A 16,377-nucleotide genomic window follows, 5' to 3' on the forward strand; every position below is an offset into this window, starting at 1 on the left:
GCTCAGCCCTGCTTGGCGCGCAGGCGGATGATCACGTCGACATGCGCAATTTCCATGCCTTCGGGGGCTTCCGGCAGGTTGTCGATCGTGATGTTGTTGACCGGGATGTCGAGAACCTTGTTTTCCCCCTCCACGAAGAAATGGTGGTGGTCGGAAACATTGGTATCGAAATAGGTCTTTGCGCTTTCGACCGCGAGAACACGGATCAGCCCGGCCTCTGTAAACTGGTGCAGCGTATTGTAGACCGTTGCCAGAGACACCGGGAAATCGGCAGCAAGAGCTTCCTCGTGCAGTTCTTCCACGGTTAGATGGCGGTCGCCCTTGGCGAACAGAAGATTGGCCAGCGCGATACGTTGACGCGTCGGGCGCAGGCCCGATCGGCGCAATTTCAGTTCGATGCCAGTCTGGCACATTGCCATCGTCAAAGAACGACCTCCGGTTCGGTGCGAGCAATGTGCATCGCATCAACTTCGGATATAACTGCAAAATCAGGGCGTTTCAATAGTTCGGGTGGCCACAAGCCGGTGGGCAGGCGGGGCAGGCGCCCTTTTTTCGGCGAAATGGGTCTGGTGGTGCGTTATTGCTTCCTGTATCGACCTTGAGTGAAATAGGATCATCGTCCGGCTGAAATGCCGACGGTGGCTGACCCAAGATTGCGGGGCTTCATTTTGCCTCTCTCTTGCTCTATTGGGTCCGGACATATGCAGCCGAGGGGGGAAGAAGAAGAAAAATGGTAACGAGACAGTCTAGCTATAATTACGAAGAAATCCTCTCCTGCGGTCGTGGTGAACTGTTCGGCCCGGGCAATGCGCAATTGCCGCTGCCGCCGATGCTGATGGTTCATCGCATCACCGACATCTCCGAAACCGGCGGCGCTTTCGATAAGGGCTATATCCGTGCGGAATACGATGTTCGTCCGGATGATTGGTATTTTCCCTGCCATTTCCAGGGCAACCCGATCATGCCTGGCTGCCTGGGCCTCGATGGCATGTGGCAGCTGACCGGCTTTTTCCTCGGCTGGCTCGGGGAACCAGGTCGCGGTATGGCGCTGTCCACCGGCGAAGTGAAATTCAAGGGCATGGTTCGTCCTGATACGAAGCTGCTCGAATACGGCATCGACTTCAAGCGCGTGATGCGTGGCCGCCTTGTGCTCGGCACCGCCGACGGCTGGTTGAAGGCTGACGGCGAAACCATATATCAGGCGTCCGACCTTCGTGTAGGTCTGTCGAAGGACAAGGTTGCCGAATAGGCGCCCGTCCCCCACCATAATTACTAGAAGGTCTGAGAGATGAGACGGGTTGTTGTAACGGGTCTTGGCATCGTGTCTTCGATCGGCGCTGACGCTGCTGAAGTCACCGCATCGCTGCGCAACGCAAAGTCGGGCATTAGCTTTTCGCCTGATTTCGCCGAACATGGCTTCAAATGCCAGGTATGGGGAAAGCCCAACCTGGATCCCACCGATCTGGTCGATCGCCGCGCAATGCGTTTTCTGTCGCAGGGCGGTGCCTGGAATCACGTTGCCATGAAGCAGGCGCTGGCCGATTCCGGCCTTGAGGAAAAGGACTACGCCGCCAACGAGCGGACCGGGATCATTATGGGCTCCGGCGGTCCTTCGACCCGACAGATCGTCGAGGCGGCCGATATCACCCGCCAGAACAAGAGCCCGAAACGCATCGGGCCGTTCGCCGTGCCGAAGGCGATGTCCTCGACTGCATCGGCAACCCTTGCCACCTGGTTCAAGATCCACGGCGTCAACTACTCGATCTCCTCGGCCTGCTCGACGTCGGCGCATTGCATCGGCAATGCGGCTGAAATGATCCAGTGGGGCAAGCAGGACATCATGTTTGCCGGCGGCCATGAAGATCTCGACTGGTCGATGTCGAACCTCTTCGATGCCATGGGCGCGATGTCCTCGAAATACAACGAAACGCCTTCGACTGCATCGCGTGCCTATGACGCGTCGCGTGACGGTTTTGTCATTGCCGGCGGAGCTGGCGTTCTTGTCCTGGAAGAGCTCGAGCACGCCAAGGCACGCGGCGCCAAGATCTATGCGGAAATCACGGGCTACGGCGCGACGTCGGATGGCTATGACATGGTTGCGCCATCGGGCGAGGGCGCCATCCGCTGCATGCGCCAGGCTCTCTCCACGGTGAAGGGCGAAGTCGACTACATCAACACCCACGGCACCTCGACGCCGGTGGGCGATTCGAAGGAAATCGGCGCCATTCGCGAAGTCTTCGGCTCCAGGATCCCGCACATCCAGTCGACCAAGTCGCTGACCGGCCATTCGCTCGGTGCAGCCGGCGTTCAGGAATCGATCTACGGCCTGCTGATGATGCAGGAACGTTTCATCGGCGAAAGCGCCCACATCACCGAACTGGATCCCGAATTCGACGGTGTGCCGATCGTGCGCAAGCGCATCGATGACGCGAAGATCGACACGGTGCTTTCGAACTCCTTCGGCTTTGGTGGCACGAATGCCACGCTGGTCTTCCAGCGCCACGACGCATGACCGGTATGCTGGGATCTATGCAGGGCAAACGCGGCCTGATCATGGGCGTTGCCAACAATCACTCGATCGCCTGGGGTATCTCCAAGGCGCTCGCATCGGCCGGCGCGGAACTCGCATTCACCTACCAGGGCGAAGCGCTGGGCAAACGCGTCAAGCCGCTGGCGGCCGAACTCGGCTCGGATGTCGTCTTGCCGTGCGATGTCGAGGATCTGGCGTCGCTGGATGGGGTTGTCGACGCCCTGAAGGCCCGCTGGGGCAAGATCGACTTCATTGTTCACGCCATTGGCTTTTCCGACAAGAACGAGCTGAAGGGGCTGTATGCCGACACGACGCGGGATAATTTCACTAAGACCATGGTGATCTCCTGCTTCTCCTTCACCGAAATCGCCAAGCGTGCAGCCGGCCTGATGACCGAGGGCGGCTCGATGCTGACGCTGACCTATGGCGGTTCTGTCCGGGTCATGCCGAACTACAATGTCATGGGTGTTGCCAAGGCAGCTCTTGAAGCATCGGTGCGTTATCTCGCGGCTGACTACGGTCCCCGCGGCATTCGCGTCAATGCGATCTCCGCAGGCCCGATCCGCACGCTGGCAGGTGCCGGCATTGCCGATGCGCGCGCGATGTTGTCCTGGCAGCAGAAGAACTCTCCGCTCCGCCGCAGTGTCACGATCGAGGATGTAGGCAGTTCGGCGCTTTATCTTCTCTCGGACATGTCGCGCGGTGTGACCGGTGAAATCCACTACGTGGATGCGGGCTACAACGTCACATCGATGCCTGCGCTGGATGTTCTCGCCAGTGCGGACAGCGAATAAGGGGTAAAAAAAGCCTGGCGCGTCTCGTAACGCGCCAGGCATTCAGTCGGAAGGTCCGCTAGCCGATGGGAGATCGGCTACTCCGAATGAGATTTATCCGAGTGATCGATTGCGCCGATCAACATTGCGATGCTTACGGCATGCATGAGATTGCTGGCATTCAGCTTGATCCGTGCCGACGTCAACGCCACATCGATATCCGCGCGCGATAGAGCCAAGCCATTTCCGGCTTCGTCAGGCTTCTTGCCTTCGGCAACCAGCGTCAGGCAGTGTATTTCACGATCTGTAAGCATCGGAGAAATCAGCCGATCTCCGATCGCCATATGGGTGTCGGTCATCATTTTCTTTATGCCGGGAAGGTAAAGCCACACAAGACGGAAGGGCTCAACCCGCTCGTCAACACGGCCGCCTTATAAACCAACCAGCCGTAAAGTATTTATCCCCGCGCGCCAAAGTCTTATCCTTTGGTGCAAGCCAGTGTGATTGCTTGGGGGGAGGCTTGAGCCGAAACTCTATTTCGCGGCACAATGGCTTTTTTGTCAAGACCTTAAGCTTATGCCGACTTTCGCTCGCGCACCTCGGTTGGCGTGTGACCGAACCATCGGGTGACCGATCGCGTGAAGGCGCTGGGCGCGGAATAACCCAGGCGGTAGCAGATTTCGGAGATCGGCAGCTCGCTTTCCGTCAGCAGGTTGAAGCTGACGTCGCGGCGAATGCTGTCCCGAAGATCATTCATGCTCGTGCCATGCTGGGCCAGCCTTCTTTGGAAGGTCCGCTCCGACAGGCCGAAATAGGGCGCAATGTCAGACAGCGGATATTCGCCATCGCAGACATGCAGAAGCAGATAGTGGCGTACCTGGTCGAGAAAGTCGCCATCCATGTCGAGCGTGGCGGGCCGGGCTGCCCGACATTGCGTATCCATCAGTTCGTGCAGCCGCTTGTCGCCGGACGGATTGACCGCCTCCAGAAAACTGGTCGGGAACCGGATGCAGTTCATCCGCTGGCCAAAACTGACTTTCCGGGTGAGGCACTCCCGAAACGGCTGGATATTCCTTGGCCTCGGTCTCTCCAACTCGATTTCGACATGATCTGTCACCGGGCCGGCAAGATCACGCGCGCGCTGCATGACAAGTGCTACGGACATATCGACATACTGATCGCGTTTCACGATGATCGGCGCAAATGTCCATGAAAGAAGCGCGCCACGCTCGTCGATCGACAGCCGCGAATAGCTCGTATGGGTCACATACTGAATATGTGCATCAAGGAAGCGAACGAAGTCGAGACCTGTCGGTGCAGACAACAGTCCGTAGCCGAAGGCGCCGGTCGAACCCGGCTCGTAGGCTCGGACGCTGACAAGGCCGAATGCCTCGTCATCGGAAAGCAGCGCACAGGCTTCCAGGAGCCTGCACAGGCGATCAAGGCTGATGCGGGCAGTCATGCTCTGGAAACAGTCAGGATTGATGTCCAGCGCCTTGCAAATCGGCACGATATCTATGCCGTAGCTCTGGGCGTGAACCACTACGGCCGAGGCAAGGCCCGCGACCGTCGTCAGTTCATCGGTCAGATTTTTTTGCGGCATTGGAAAGCCTGGCGCCGAAGGGAAAGAGCTTGGCGTCAAAAGCTAAGTCAAGACACTGCGCGAGTCGAGTGCGGCGGTCGCGGAAGATATCAATCTCCCGTGACCAGATACGAAAGTATGAACTAGCGTTTCGCCCAAAGGACCTTGAAGCGAGCGTTGCGGCAGGTTTCTCCATGCTGCTTGAAGTTGGCAGCAAGCACGGCCTCGTAGGACAAGCCGCGATTCGCGACCAGAAGCAGTTCGCCGCCATTGCGCAGTGCCTCGGCCGCGGCCTTGATCATCGCTTCACCGATGGATGGTTCTGCGGCGTGCCCTTCATGGAAAGGCGGGTTCATGATCACCAGATCATATTTCTCCTTCGCCGGCTCGTTGCCGAGATCCTGCCAGAAGAAACGCGTCGTCAGCCTCGGGCAGTTGGTCGCGAGGTTTCTGCGGGCGTGTTCCAGCGCGTCATGGCTGGCCTCGAAAAGATCGATGCGATTGGTGCGCGGCGACTTTTCGGCAAGCATGACGGAAAGATAGCCCCAGCCCGCACCAAAGTCGGCAGCGTTGCCGTCGAAATTTGTCGGAAGTCGGCTTGCCAGAAGCTCCGAGCCCCCATCGACATGCGCGTGCGAGAACAGGCCGGCACGGGTCTCGAAACGACCGTCCACGATGACCGGCTTGGCCTGCAGCGCAGCGATCGCGGCGGACGCATCCTCAGGCACGGTAAACCAGACTGCGACGCCGTGATACTTCGGCATCGATTCCGGCTCGAAGCCCAGGCGATCGAGCTGTTTGCGCAATGGCTGAACGCCGTCTTCCTTGGCGCCTGCGATCACGACGAGGCCACCAGCCCTGACGCGCTTCAGCGCTTCGGCAACACGGTCTTCATTGATGCCCTTGTGCTTGTCGCACAGGATCAGCGCACCATCGAAGTCATCGCCTTCTGCGACAGGAACGGGCGCCTGGTGTGCGGCTTCCAGTCGGCGAAAATCGGGGCGGAAGCCCTGAACCACAGTCAGGTCCGCGGCAAATCCGTCGGGCTTGGCAAAGCCTGCTTCTGCGCCGAGAAAGAGGTAGCGGGTACCTTCGCCCGGCAGCGCGATGGTTTCCGTCACGAACGGATGGAACAGTGTCTTCAGCGTTTCGCGGCTCATGTCGAGGCCCCTTTAGAGCAGTTCAGGGAAGGGCGCCGGGCCTCTTCGGGTGAAGACTGCGTCAAACAATCGGATAACAAAAAAGGCGCGGAAGTTATTCCGCGCCTCTGGATCAGCAGGAAGCGCGCTTATTCAGCGGCTTCGCCACCTTCGCTCTTCTTTTCGACAACTTCCTTGCCGGTCGTCTGGTCGACGGCCTTCATGGACAGGCGAACCTTGCCGCGCTCGTCGAAGCCCATCAGCTTGACCCAGACCTTGTCGCCTTCCTTGACGACGTCAGAGGTCTTGGCAACACGCTCGGAAGCGAGCTGAGAGATGTGCACGAGGCCGTCACGCGAACCGAAGAAGTTGACGAAGGCGCCGAAGTCGGCGGTCTTCACAACGGTACCTTCGTAGACAACGCCGACTTCCGGCTCGGCCACGATCGAATGGATCCACTTGCGGGCGGCTTCGATTTCCTTGCCGGAGGCAGAGGCGATCTTCACGGTGCCGTCGTCTTCGATGTTGATCTTGGCGCCGGTCTTTTCGACGATTTCGCGGATGACCTTGCCGCCCGAACCGATGACTTCACGGATCTTGTCGACCGGAATGTTCATCACTTCGATGCGCGGTGCGAATTCACCGAGCTGCGAACGGCCTTCGCTGATGGCGTTGGCCATTTCGCCGAGGATGTGCTTGCGACCACCCTGAGCCTGCTCCAGAGCCACCTTCATGATCTCCTCGGTGATACCGGCGATCTTGATGTCCATCTGCAGCGAGGTGATGCCGTCGGCAGTACCGGCAACCTTGAAGTCCATGTCGCCGAGGTGATCTTCGTCGCCGAGGATGTCGGAGAGAACCGCAAAGCGCTCGCCTTCGAGGATCAGGCCCATGGCAATACCGGCAACCGGCTTTGCCAGCGGAACGCCGGCGTCCATCAGGGCGAGCGAGGTGCCGCAAACGGTTGCCATCGAGGAGGAGCCGTTCGACTCGGTGATCTCGGAGACGACGCGCAGCGTGTAGGGGAACTGTTCAGCCGACGGCAGCATCGGACGGATGGCGCGCCATGCGAGCTTGCCGTGACCGATTTCGCGACGGCCCGGCGAACCCATGCGGCCGGTTTCGCCAACCGAGTAGGGAGGGAAGTTGTAATGGAGCAGGAAGCGCTCCTTGTACATGCCGGTCAGGCTGTCGACATACTGCTCGTCTTCGCCGGTGCCGAGCGTGGCAACGACGATGGCCTGGGTTTCGCCGCGGGTAAACAGCGCAGAGCCATGTGTACGCGGCAGGATGCCGACTTCAGAGATGATCGCACGAACGGTCGACAGGTCGCGGCCGTCGATGCGGCTCTTGGTGTCGAGGATGTTCCAGCGGACGATCTTTGCCTGCAGGTGCTTGAAGGTCGCGCCGATGACTTCGGCGGTGTACTTCGGCTCAACGCCCTCAGGGAAGAAGTGTGCCTTCACCTTCGCCTTGACGGCGTCGACGGCTGCATAACGTTCAGCCTTCTGGGTGTTCTTGTAGGCAGCGCGCAGTTCGGCTTCGAAATGCTTGAGCATCTCGGCTTCGAGCTCGGAATGATCTTCCGGCTGGAAATCGCGCGGTTCCTTGGCAGCCACTTCGGCAAGCTTGATGATCGCGTCGATGACCGGCTGGAAACCCTTGTGGCCGAACATGACGGCGCCGAGCATGATTTCTTCGTTGAGTTCCTTGGCTTCCGATTCAACCATCAGGACGGCGTCCTGGGTGCCGGCAACGACGAGGTCGAGTACGGACTCGTCCATTTCGTCCAGATGCGGGTTCAGAACGTATTCGCCGTTGATGTAGCCGACGCGTGCGCCGCCGACCGGACCCATGAACGGGACGCCGGAAAGGGTCAGGGCTGCCGAGGCGGCAACCATCGACAATACGTCCGGATCGTTTTCAAGGTCGTGCTGGACGACGGTGACGACGACCTGGGTGTCGTTCTTGTAGCCTTCCGGGAACAGCGGGCGGATCGGACGGTCGATCAGGCGGGAAACCAGCGTTTCCTTTTCCGACGGACGGCCTTCGCGCTTGAAATAGCCGCCGGGGATCTTGCCGGCGGCATAGGTCTTTTCCTGGTAGTTGACGGTGAGCGGGAAGAAGTCCTGGCCCGGCTTCGGTGCCTTGGCCGAAACGACGGTGGCGAGAACGACGGTTTCGCCGTAGGTGGCCAGAACGGCGCCGTCAGCCTGACGGGCGATCTTGCCGGTTTCGAGCTTCAGCGGGCGGCCTGCCCACTCGATTTCAACGCTGTGAGTATCAAACATCTCTTGTCCTTCATCCACGGAGTGCCCTTGCACAAATAGACGAACGGTCCAGAAGGAACCAACGTCTCCGCGGAAATTCTGACACATCACGGGCAAGACAGCGGGAGGCTTTCGGGTGTCGCGAACGGATCTGTTTCCGACCGCTCAGTCCATCTGACGCCAGATCTCTGGCGAAAGCATCCGGCAATCCTGCCCCATGACAGGTCATCGGTTGGTATTTGCAGCACCGGTCATCCGGACTGCCTTTCATGCGCTTCGATCACGATGACAATCTGTCGAAGTCCAGGGACCTGTGTCCCAAAAGAGGCCGGCGGATCTTCATCCGAAGATCCGCCGGAAACTGTTTTAGCGGCGGATGCCCAGAGCAGCGATGATCTTGCTGTAGCGGGCTTCATCCTTCTTCTTGACATAGTCAAGAAGCGAACGGCGTGTCGAAACCATCGTCAGAAGGCCACGGCGGGAGTGGTTGTCCTTCTTGTGACCCTTGAAGTGTTCCGTCAGGTTGTTGATCCGCTCGGTCAGGATCGCAACCTGGACTTCCGGAGAACCGGTATCGCCTTCGTTGATCGCGTATTCCTTGATGAGGGCAGCCTTGCGTTCTGCAGTAATCGACATCGTAAATCCTTTCTAGAATTTATGAGAAAAAGGTCGCCCAATGCCGAGATGTCGTTCAGCAATGGCCATGAATGCAGGCGCATAAGCGCCAGCTGGTGCCGCCTATACTCCATTCCCCTTTGAAAGGGAAGAGCGGACGTTTTTCGGTGATTTCAGTTGAACACCCGTCGTGGATGAAACTCGCCGCCGGCAATCTCGCCGATTGCAACCAGCTTGCTTCCCGACAGCGCGACAGCCTCCGGTTCGGCAACCGGAGCGTCTCGGCCCCGTACGATGATCGGATTGCCCATGCGCAGGCGATGCGCCTGGTCCTCGGTGATGCGGATCTGTGGCAGGGCCGATAGTGCCTCGCTCGTGTCGACGATGAAGGCATCGAGTGCCTCGAGCCGGGCATCGCGGTCCTCGATGGCCTCAAGCGCCACCAGCTCCGCAAGCGGCACCATCATCTCTTCGGCAAACGGCGCGACAAACGAGCGACGCAGGCTCGAGATATGGCCGTAGCAGCCGAGATCGCGTCCGAGATCCCGGGCGATCGACCGCACATAGGTGCCCTTGCCGCATTCCACTTCGAAATGCGCCCTGTCGGTTTCCACGTTCAGCAAGGTCAGGCGGAAGACTTCAACCTCGCGCGACGGAATTTCCACCGTCTCGCCTTCGCGGGCGAGGTCGTAGGCCCGCTCGCCGGCAATCTTGATGGCGGAAAACTGTGGCGGGATCTGGTTGATCACGCCGGTATAGTTCGGCAGCAGCGCGCGGATGTCGTCTTCGCTCGGCCGCTTGTCGGATGTCCGGGTCGCTTCGCCTTCAAGATCGTCCGTCGAGCGTTCCTCGCCCCAGGTCACGGTGAATTCATAGATCTTGCGGCCGTCCATGACATAGGGAACGGTCTTGGTCGCATCGCCAAGCGCGATCGGCAACATGCCGGAGGCGAGTGGATCGAGCGTGCCGGCATGGCCGGCCTTCTGGGCGTTGAACAGCCATTTGATCTTGCCGACGGCTTCGGTGGAACCGAAGTCTACGGGTTTGTCGAGAACGAGCCAGCCGGAAATCGGGCGACCCTTGGGTTTTCTGGGTTTGGACATTGTCTCTTATTCTTGTTCGTCGTCTGCACTGTTGGCGGCAAGGTCACGCTGGACCTCCGGCGAGCGCAGCAGCGCATCGATTTTCTGGTAGTTGTCGAAGCTGGTGTCGTCGCGAAAACGCACCTCGGGCATATGCTTCAACTGGCGAAGCTGGCTGCCGATCCGCCCCCGGATGTATTTGGCATGACGGTTCAGGGCGTCGATGATGCTGGTATGGTCGCTGACCCCCAGCGGGGCCACAAAGGCCGTCGCGATCCTCAGGTCGGTGGACATCCGCACTTCCGAAATGGAGATGACCGTCCGTTCGATCAGATCATCGCGTACATCGCCACGCTGCAGGACCTGAGTGATGGCGGCGCGCACCTGCTCGCCGACGCGCAGCATGCGCTGCGTGGGAGCTGAAGAGTTTGCTTTGCTCATGGTCGTTTGCCCTTTCGCATTCAATGGGGTCCGAAGTTCCGGTTTTTCCCGGTCGCAATGCATCAGTTGGGAGAAGATACGATCGGCTGCAACAGCCGTTGCAGACCAATGGCCGCATTCAAACAAAGCGAGCGCCGGAAACCCGGCGCCCGTTCTCTATTTGTGACCGCAATCTCTGGATCAGAGCGTACGGGTGATATGCTCCACGCGGAAGCACTCGATCGTGTCGCCGGCACGGATGTCTTCGTAGTTCTCGAAGGCCATACCGCATTCCTGACCCATCGGCACTTCGGCGACTTCGTCCTTGAAGCGCTTGAGTGTCTTGAGCTTGCCTTCGTGGATGACGACGTTGTCGCGCACCAGGCGCACGCCGGCACCACGTTCGACCTTGCCTTCGACGACGCGGCAACCCGCGACCTTGCCGGTCTTGGTGATGTTGAAGACTTCCAGGATTTCGGCATTGCCGAGGAAGGTTTCGCGACGTTCCGGAGACAGGAGGCCCGACATCGCTGCCTTCACGTCATCCACCAGATCGTAGATGATGTTGTAGTAGCGGATTTCAGAGCCCGCCCGTTCGGCCGCGGCGCGTGCCTGGACATTGGCACGAACGTTGAAGCCGATAATGGCGGCATTGGACGCCTCGGCAAGCGAGATGTCCGATTCTGTGATGGCACCTGCACCCGAATGAACGATGCGGGCACGCACTTCGTCGGTGCCGAGCTTGTCGAGCGAAGCGATGATCGCTTCGACCGAACCCTGCACGTCGCCCTTGATCACCAGCGGGAATTCCTTGAAACCGGTATTCTGCAGCTGGGTCATCATCTGTTCCAGCGAGCCGCGCTGACCCGACTGGCGGGCAGCGGCCTTGTCGCGGGCCAGACGCTGACGGTACTCGGAAATCTCGCGAGCACGGGCTTCATTTTCGACAACAGCGAACTTGTCGCCGGCAGCAGGCGTGCCCGACAGGCCGAGCACCTCGACTGGCATTGCCGGACCGGCTTCCTTGACATGCGCGCCCTGGTCGTTGACCAGCGCACGAACGCGGCCCCACTGGTCGCCGGCCACGATGATCTGGCCGGGCTTCAGCGTGCCCTTCTGGACCAGAACCGTTGCCACCGAGCCGCGACCGCGGTCGAGTTGGGCTTCGATGACCGTACCTTCGGCAGTCCGGTTCGGATCGGCCTTCAGGTCGAGAATTTCGGCCTGAAGAAGGACCGCTTCCAGCAGCTTGTCGAGGTTCAGCTTGTTCTTCGCCGAAACTTCGACGTCTAGCACTTCACCGCCCATGGATTCGACGAAGACTTCGTGCTGCAGAAGCTGCTGACGAACCTTGTCCGGATTGGCTTCGTGCTTGTCGATCTTGTTGATCGCCACGATGATCGGAACGCCGGCAGCCTTTGCATGGCTGATCGACTCGATCGTCTGCGGCATCACGCTGTCGTCGGCAGCAACCACCAGGATGGCGATGTCGGTAGCCTGGGCGCCACGGGCACGCATCGCGGTGAATGCGGCGTGGCCGGGGGTGTCGATGAAGGTGATCTTCTGACCATTCTGTTCGACCTGATAAGCACCGATATGCTGCGTAATGCCACCGGCTTCGCCGGAAACGACGCTGGTCTTGCGGATGGCGTCGAGCAGCGAGGTCTTGCCGTGGTCGACGTGACCCATGATGGTCACGACCGGCGGACGCGATACCATTTCGCCTTCGTCGTCCTTCATGTTGAAGATGCCTTCTTCAACGTCGGATTCCGAAACGCGCTTGACGGTATGGCCGAATTCGGTGGCGATCAGTTCAGCGAGGTCGGCGTCGATGACGTCGCCCGGCTTCATCATCTGACCTTCCTTCATCAGGTACTTGATGACGTCGACAGCGCGTTCGGACATGCGCTGCGACAGTTCCTGAATGGTGATGGTTTCCGGCAGGATGACCTCGCGCATGACCTTCTCGCGCGTTTCCTGCATCTGGCTGCGGCGGAACTTTTCCTGGCGGCGACGGGTCGCTGCCATCGAGCGGCCGCGTGCATTGCCATCGTCGTCAGTGCTCACCGTGGTGACCGTCAGCTTGCCACGGCGGCGGTCTTCCTCGACCTTCGGACGGGCAGGGACCTTGGCCGGAGCCGGAGCCACGACTTTGCCGCGACCCGGAATGACGCGAGCCGGCGCACGATCTTCTTCATCGTCGGAGGCCTTGCGGCCACGCACGAAGCCTGGAGCCGCCGGAGCGGTCGGTGCAGCCGGACGCGTTTCGTTGGCAGGACGACCAGCCGCAGGCGAAGCGACAGCGGCAGGAGCCGTTTCGACCGGTGCTTCGGGTTGCGGTTCAGGCTGTGGCTCGGCGGCCCGGCGGGCGGCCTCCTCGGCCGCGACGATCGCTGCTGCCTCGGCTTCCCTCTGACGGCGGGCTTCATCTTCGGCGCGACGCTTGGCGTCCTCGACATCGCGTGCCTGTGCTTCAATCAGCGCGCGACGGCGGGCTTCCATCTCGCCGGCCGACAGGTCGTGCAATACGGCGCCGCGCGGACGTTCCGGCTGGCGGTTCTGCTGAGGGCGCTCGGGCTGGCGGTTGTTGTTCTGCTGCTGAACCGGGCGCTGGTGTTGCGGAGCCGGCGGCTGGACCCGAGGAGCGGGTGTCGGCGCAGGTGCAGGCGCTGCCGGCCGCGGTGGCTGAGCAACAGCCACCGGTGCGACAGGCTCAGGCGCCCGGACCGGCGTGATCGGCGGCTTTTCGTCCTGCGGCCGCGTCGGGCGCCGCTTCACGGTTTCGACGACGACCGACTTCGTGCGGCCGCGCCCCATGTCCTGGCGTACGGTGCCCTGGCTCATCCCCGATGGCTTCAGGGTGAGCGTCTTTTTCACGCCGATGGTCTTGTCGTCTTTGTTGTCGGTCATTCCGTTCCCGTTCCTTCGAGCGAGGCCGGATGCCGAGCATCAGACCAAGCCGTTCACATACTGTCCTAAACCACGGAGGTCGGCCTTGGCCGATGACCGCGTCATTGTGGTCTCGGGCCAGTGCTCAACCTGCGAGGCGCTTGGCCCCGATAGGTTTCGAGCAGAGTTGCGCGTTTCACTACACCTTCACCCGCCTGCCCTGCAAGCGCTGCGGCATGGATAAACGCATTCTGGCCCATCAGTTCGTCCATTTCATTCCCGGATAGAAGCTGGAACGAAGGGATCTCCGCCTCAGTTTCCATTCCGAGATGCCGGGCCTTTCGGGCCTGGTCGATCTTTCGTATCCCGTCCGCCGCGGCGTCCGTTGAGTGGAACACCGCAAGCGCTTCCCCGCTGCGCACAGCGAGTTCGACCTTGGCGGATCCGATGATGAACTGCCCCGCCTTGCGGGCCAGGTTCATCATTCCCGTCAGTTGGCTGGCGAGAAGCCTGTCAACCATCGCACCAAGGTCGGGATCCGCCTTGATGTCTTTCCTGAGCGCCCTGGCGAAGAGTTTCTTCGCCACAGCCTTATCGACAGCCTCGCGGCTCGGTGTGACCCAGCAGCCCCGACCGGGAAGCGTGCGCTTCAGATCGGGAACGATCAAGCCGTCCGGCCCCGCGACGAAGCGAAGCAACGTCTCGGGCGAACTGCTCTCACGGGTGACGATGCACATGCGTCCATTCACGTCGCTGAGGTCGAAGTCGTCTTCGTCCTGTGCCGTGTCTGGAGACTGGGCGGCCATCACGCTTCCTGCTCGGCTTCCGCCTCGCCTTCCACATCGCCTTCGGCTTCAGCAGCCAAATCGTCTTCGGTGATCCATCCGGCGGAAAGTCGCGCCTGGACAATCATGTTTTCAGCTTCCGCACGCGAAATCTCGAACTTCGAGAACAGGCCCTCGAACTTCTTGGTTTCGCCGTTCTTACGCTCGCTCCATCCGACCAGGTCGTCGGCGGCGCAGCCTGCGAAATCTTCGATCGTCTTGATGCCGTCTTCGCCAAGCGCGACCATCATCTGCGAGGTCATGCCGTTGATCTCGCGCAGTTCGTCGGCAACGCCGAGTTCCTTGCGCTTGGCATCTCTCTCGGCTTCGATCTTCTCGATGTATTCACGAGCACGCGTCTGAATTTCTTCGGCCGTGTCCTCGTCAAAGCCATCGATCGAGGCAATTTCGTCGAGCTCGACATAAGCCAGTTCCTCGACGGCCGCGAAGCCCTCCGAGGCCAATACCTGGCCGACCATTTCGTCGACGTCGAGGGCATCCATGAACAGGTTGGTGCGCTCGTTGAATTCCTTCTGGCGGCGCTCCGACTCTTCGGCTTCCGTCATGATGTCGATATCCCAGCCGGTCAGCTGCGACGCGAGGCGAACGTTCTGACCGCGACGGCCGATGGCGAGCGACAGCTGTTCGTCGGGAACCACGACTTCGATACGTTCTGCATCTTCGTCGAGAACGACCTTGGCGACTTCAGCCGGCTGCAGGGCGTTGACGATGAAGGATGCCGGATCCTGGGACCACGGAATGATGTCGATCTTTTCGCCCTGAAGCTCGCCGACAACGGCCTGAACGCGGCTACCGCGCATACCGACGCAGGCGCCAACCGGATCGATCGACGAGTCGTTGGAAATGACGGCGATCTTGGCGCGCGAGCCGGGGTCGCGGGCAACCGACTTGATCTGGATGATGCCGTCGTAGATTTCCGGAACTTCCATGGTGAACAGCTTCACCATGAACTGCGGATGGGTACGCGACAGGAAGATCTGCGGGCCGCGCTGTTCACGGCGCACGTCGTAGACATAGGCGCGAACGCGGTCGCCGTAACGGAAAGCTTCGCGCGGGATCATCTCGTCGCGACGAATGATGCCTTCGCCGCGGCCGAGATCGACGATCACATTGCCGTATTCGACGCGCTTGACGGTGCCGTTGACGATTTCGCCCATGCGGTCCTTGAACTCGTCATACTGGCGATCACGTTCGGCTTCGCGAACCTTCTGCACGATGACCTGCTTGGCAGACTGGGCAGCAATACGGCCGAAATCCATCGGCGGCAGCGGATCGGCAATGTAGTCGCCAAGCTTCGCGTCGACATTGCGGTCGCGCGCCAGTTCGAGCGCGATCTGCGTCGCATAGTCCTCGACCTTCTCGACGACTTCCAACAGACGTTGCAGGCGGATTTCGCCGGTCTTGGAATTGATGTCGGCGCGGATATTGGTCTCGGTGCCGTAACGCGAACGGGCAGCCTTCTGGATCGCGTCTGCCATGGCGGCGAGCACGATTTCGCGGTCGATCACCTTTTCGCGGGCAACGGCATCTGCGATCTGCAAGAGCTCGAGCCGGTTAGCACTGACTGCCATTGTCTTAGGTCTCCGTCTTCATGCCTGGGCGTCTGCCGCAAGGCTATCTGTCAAACGTTATGCGTCTTCGCTGTCGTCTTCGTCATTCTGGTTGGCCGCTTGCGCCTTTGCCAACTTGTCTGCACGAAGCGCGTCACGGACCAGTTCATCCGTCAAAATGAGCTTGGCTTCTGCCAAGGTGCTGAACGGGATGACCAGCCGCGGCTCTTCGCCATAAGCCGGCTGATCGCGCTCAAGCGTGAAGCCATCGGCATCCACGGCAACGATCTTGCCGCGGAAGCGCTTGCGGTTATCGACGAGAATCGATGTCTCGCACTTCACCAGATTGCCCTGCCAGCGAACAAAGTCGGACTTGCGAACCATCGGCCGGTCGATCCCTGGGGACGAGACTTCCAGATGATATTCCCTGTCGACCGGGTCCTCGACGTCAAGCACCGGCGAGATCGCCATGGATACGGCTTCGCAATCCTCGACGGTCATTGTCCCGTCGTTGCGTTCGGCCATGACCTGCAGCGTGAGCCCGTTCTGGTTCATCATCCGCACGCGGACGAGCTTGAAATCCATCGCCACGAGCACAGGCTCGATGATCTCTGCGATACGACGGTCCAGGCCCGTCTCAATGATAATCCGTGCTTCGCCCGGTTCAGGCTGCGGCATGTTA

The 16,377-nt window shown here is 60.2% G+C and carries 15 protein-coding genes; 3 read left to right on the forward strand and 12 right to left on the reverse strand.

Annotated features, from left to right (window positions below):
* Positions 1-2: 2 nt before the first annotated feature.
* Positions 3-419: an iron response transcriptional regulator IrrA gene (irrA, locus tag IM739_RS03375; RefSeq protein ID WP_237370962.1), complete on the reverse strand. Its 417-nt coding sequence runs from the start codon at positions 417-419 to the stop codon at positions 3-5.
* 311 nt (positions 420-730) lie between these two features.
* On the opposite strand from irrA, the gene fabA reads away from it, so the two are divergent.
* The 3 genes from fabA to fabI are packed head-to-tail and all read left to right on the forward strand — an operon-like array spanning position 731 to position 3,324.
* A complete protein-coding gene (gene fabA, locus IM739_RS03380) occupies positions 731-1,249 on the forward strand; it encodes a 3-hydroxyacyl-[acyl-carrier-protein] dehydratase FabA (RefSeq protein WP_159945881.1) in 519 nt (172 codons plus the stop codon).
* Positions 1,250-1,288: 39 nt separating this feature from the next.
* Entirely contained in the window at positions 1,289-2,512 is a 1,224-nt protein-coding gene (fabB, locus tag IM739_RS03385) for a beta-ketoacyl-ACP synthase I (RefSeq protein WP_237369826.1), read from the forward strand.
* A gap of 5 nt (positions 2,513-2,517) precedes the next feature.
* Positions 2,518-3,324, forward strand: coding sequence for an enoyl-ACP reductase FabI (gene fabI, locus IM739_RS03390; RefSeq protein WP_237370963.1), 807 nt, complete (start codon positions 2,518-2,520; stop codon positions 3,322-3,324).
* A 77-nt stretch (positions 3,325-3,401) separates the two neighbouring features.
* On the opposite strand, the gene IM739_RS03395 is transcribed toward fabI, so the two are convergent.
* From IM739_RS03395 to rimP, 11 genes are all read right to left on the reverse strand, one after another.
* Positions 3,402-3,665 carry a LuxR C-terminal-related transcriptional regulator gene (locus tag IM739_RS03395; RefSeq protein WP_237369827.1) on the reverse strand — a complete coding sequence of 88 codons (264 nt, stop codon included), beginning with the start codon at positions 3,663-3,665 and terminating at the stop codon, positions 3,402-3,404.
* Between the two features lie 212 nt (positions 3,666-3,877).
* Entirely contained in the window at positions 3,878-4,906 is a 1,029-nt protein-coding gene (locus IM739_RS03400; protein ID WP_237369828.1) for an AraC family transcriptional regulator, read from the reverse strand.
* 122 nt (positions 4,907-5,028) lie between these two features.
* Positions 5,029-6,045 (reverse strand): class I SAM-dependent methyltransferase, encoded by a 1,017-nt coding sequence (locus IM739_RS03405; RefSeq protein WP_237369829.1) that lies wholly within the window; start codon positions 6,043-6,045, stop codon positions 5,029-5,031.
* 128 nt (positions 6,046-6,173) lie between these two features.
* Positions 6,174-8,315, reverse strand: a complete 2,142-nt coding sequence (gene pnp, locus IM739_RS03410; RefSeq protein WP_237369830.1) for a polyribonucleotide nucleotidyltransferase — start codon at positions 8,313-8,315, stop codon at positions 6,174-6,176.
* Between the two features lie 345 nt (positions 8,316-8,660).
* Positions 8,661-8,930, reverse strand: a complete 270-nt coding sequence (gene rpsO / locus IM739_RS03415) for a 30S ribosomal protein S15 (protein ID WP_237369831.1) — start codon at positions 8,928-8,930, stop codon at positions 8,661-8,663.
* Between the two features lie 152 nt (positions 8,931-9,082).
* A complete protein-coding gene (gene truB, locus IM739_RS03420; protein WP_237369832.1) occupies positions 9,083-10,012 on the reverse strand; it encodes a tRNA pseudouridine(55) synthase TruB in 930 nt (309 codons plus the stop codon).
* Between the two features lie 6 nt (positions 10,013-10,018).
* Complete coding sequence (rbfA, locus tag IM739_RS03425; protein WP_237369833.1) at positions 10,019-10,432, reverse strand: 30S ribosome-binding factor RbfA; 414 nt, start codon at positions 10,430-10,432, stop codon at positions 10,019-10,021.
* A 180-nt stretch (positions 10,433-10,612) separates the two neighbouring features.
* Positions 10,613-13,321 (reverse strand): translation initiation factor IF-2, encoded by a 2,709-nt coding sequence (gene infB, locus IM739_RS03430; RefSeq protein WP_237369834.1) that lies wholly within the window; start codon positions 13,319-13,321, stop codon positions 10,613-10,615.
* Positions 13,322-13,422: 101 nt separating this feature from the next.
* Complete coding sequence (locus IM739_RS03435; protein ID WP_237369835.1) at positions 13,423-14,106, reverse strand: RNA-binding protein; 684 nt, start codon at positions 14,104-14,106, stop codon at positions 13,423-13,425.
* Positions 14,106-15,716, reverse strand: coding sequence for a transcription termination factor NusA (nusA, locus tag IM739_RS03440; RefSeq protein WP_237369836.1), 1,611 nt, complete (start codon positions 15,714-15,716; stop codon positions 14,106-14,108). The genes IM739_RS03435 and nusA overlap by 1 nt, the downstream gene beginning before the upstream one ends.
* 57 nt (positions 15,717-15,773) lie before the next feature.
* The gene (gene rimP, locus IM739_RS03445) at positions 15,774-16,373 is read right to left on the reverse strand and encodes a ribosome maturation factor RimP (RefSeq protein ID WP_237370964.1); all 600 of its coding nucleotides are present in this window, start codon (positions 16,371-16,373) and stop codon (positions 15,774-15,776) included.
* Positions 16,374-16,377: the final 4 nt, after the last annotated feature.

The sequence above is a fragment of the Rhizobium sp. SL42 genome (genome assembly GCF_021729845.1).
Classification (GTDB): Bacteria; Pseudomonadota; Alphaproteobacteria; order Rhizobiales; family Rhizobiaceae; genus Allorhizobium.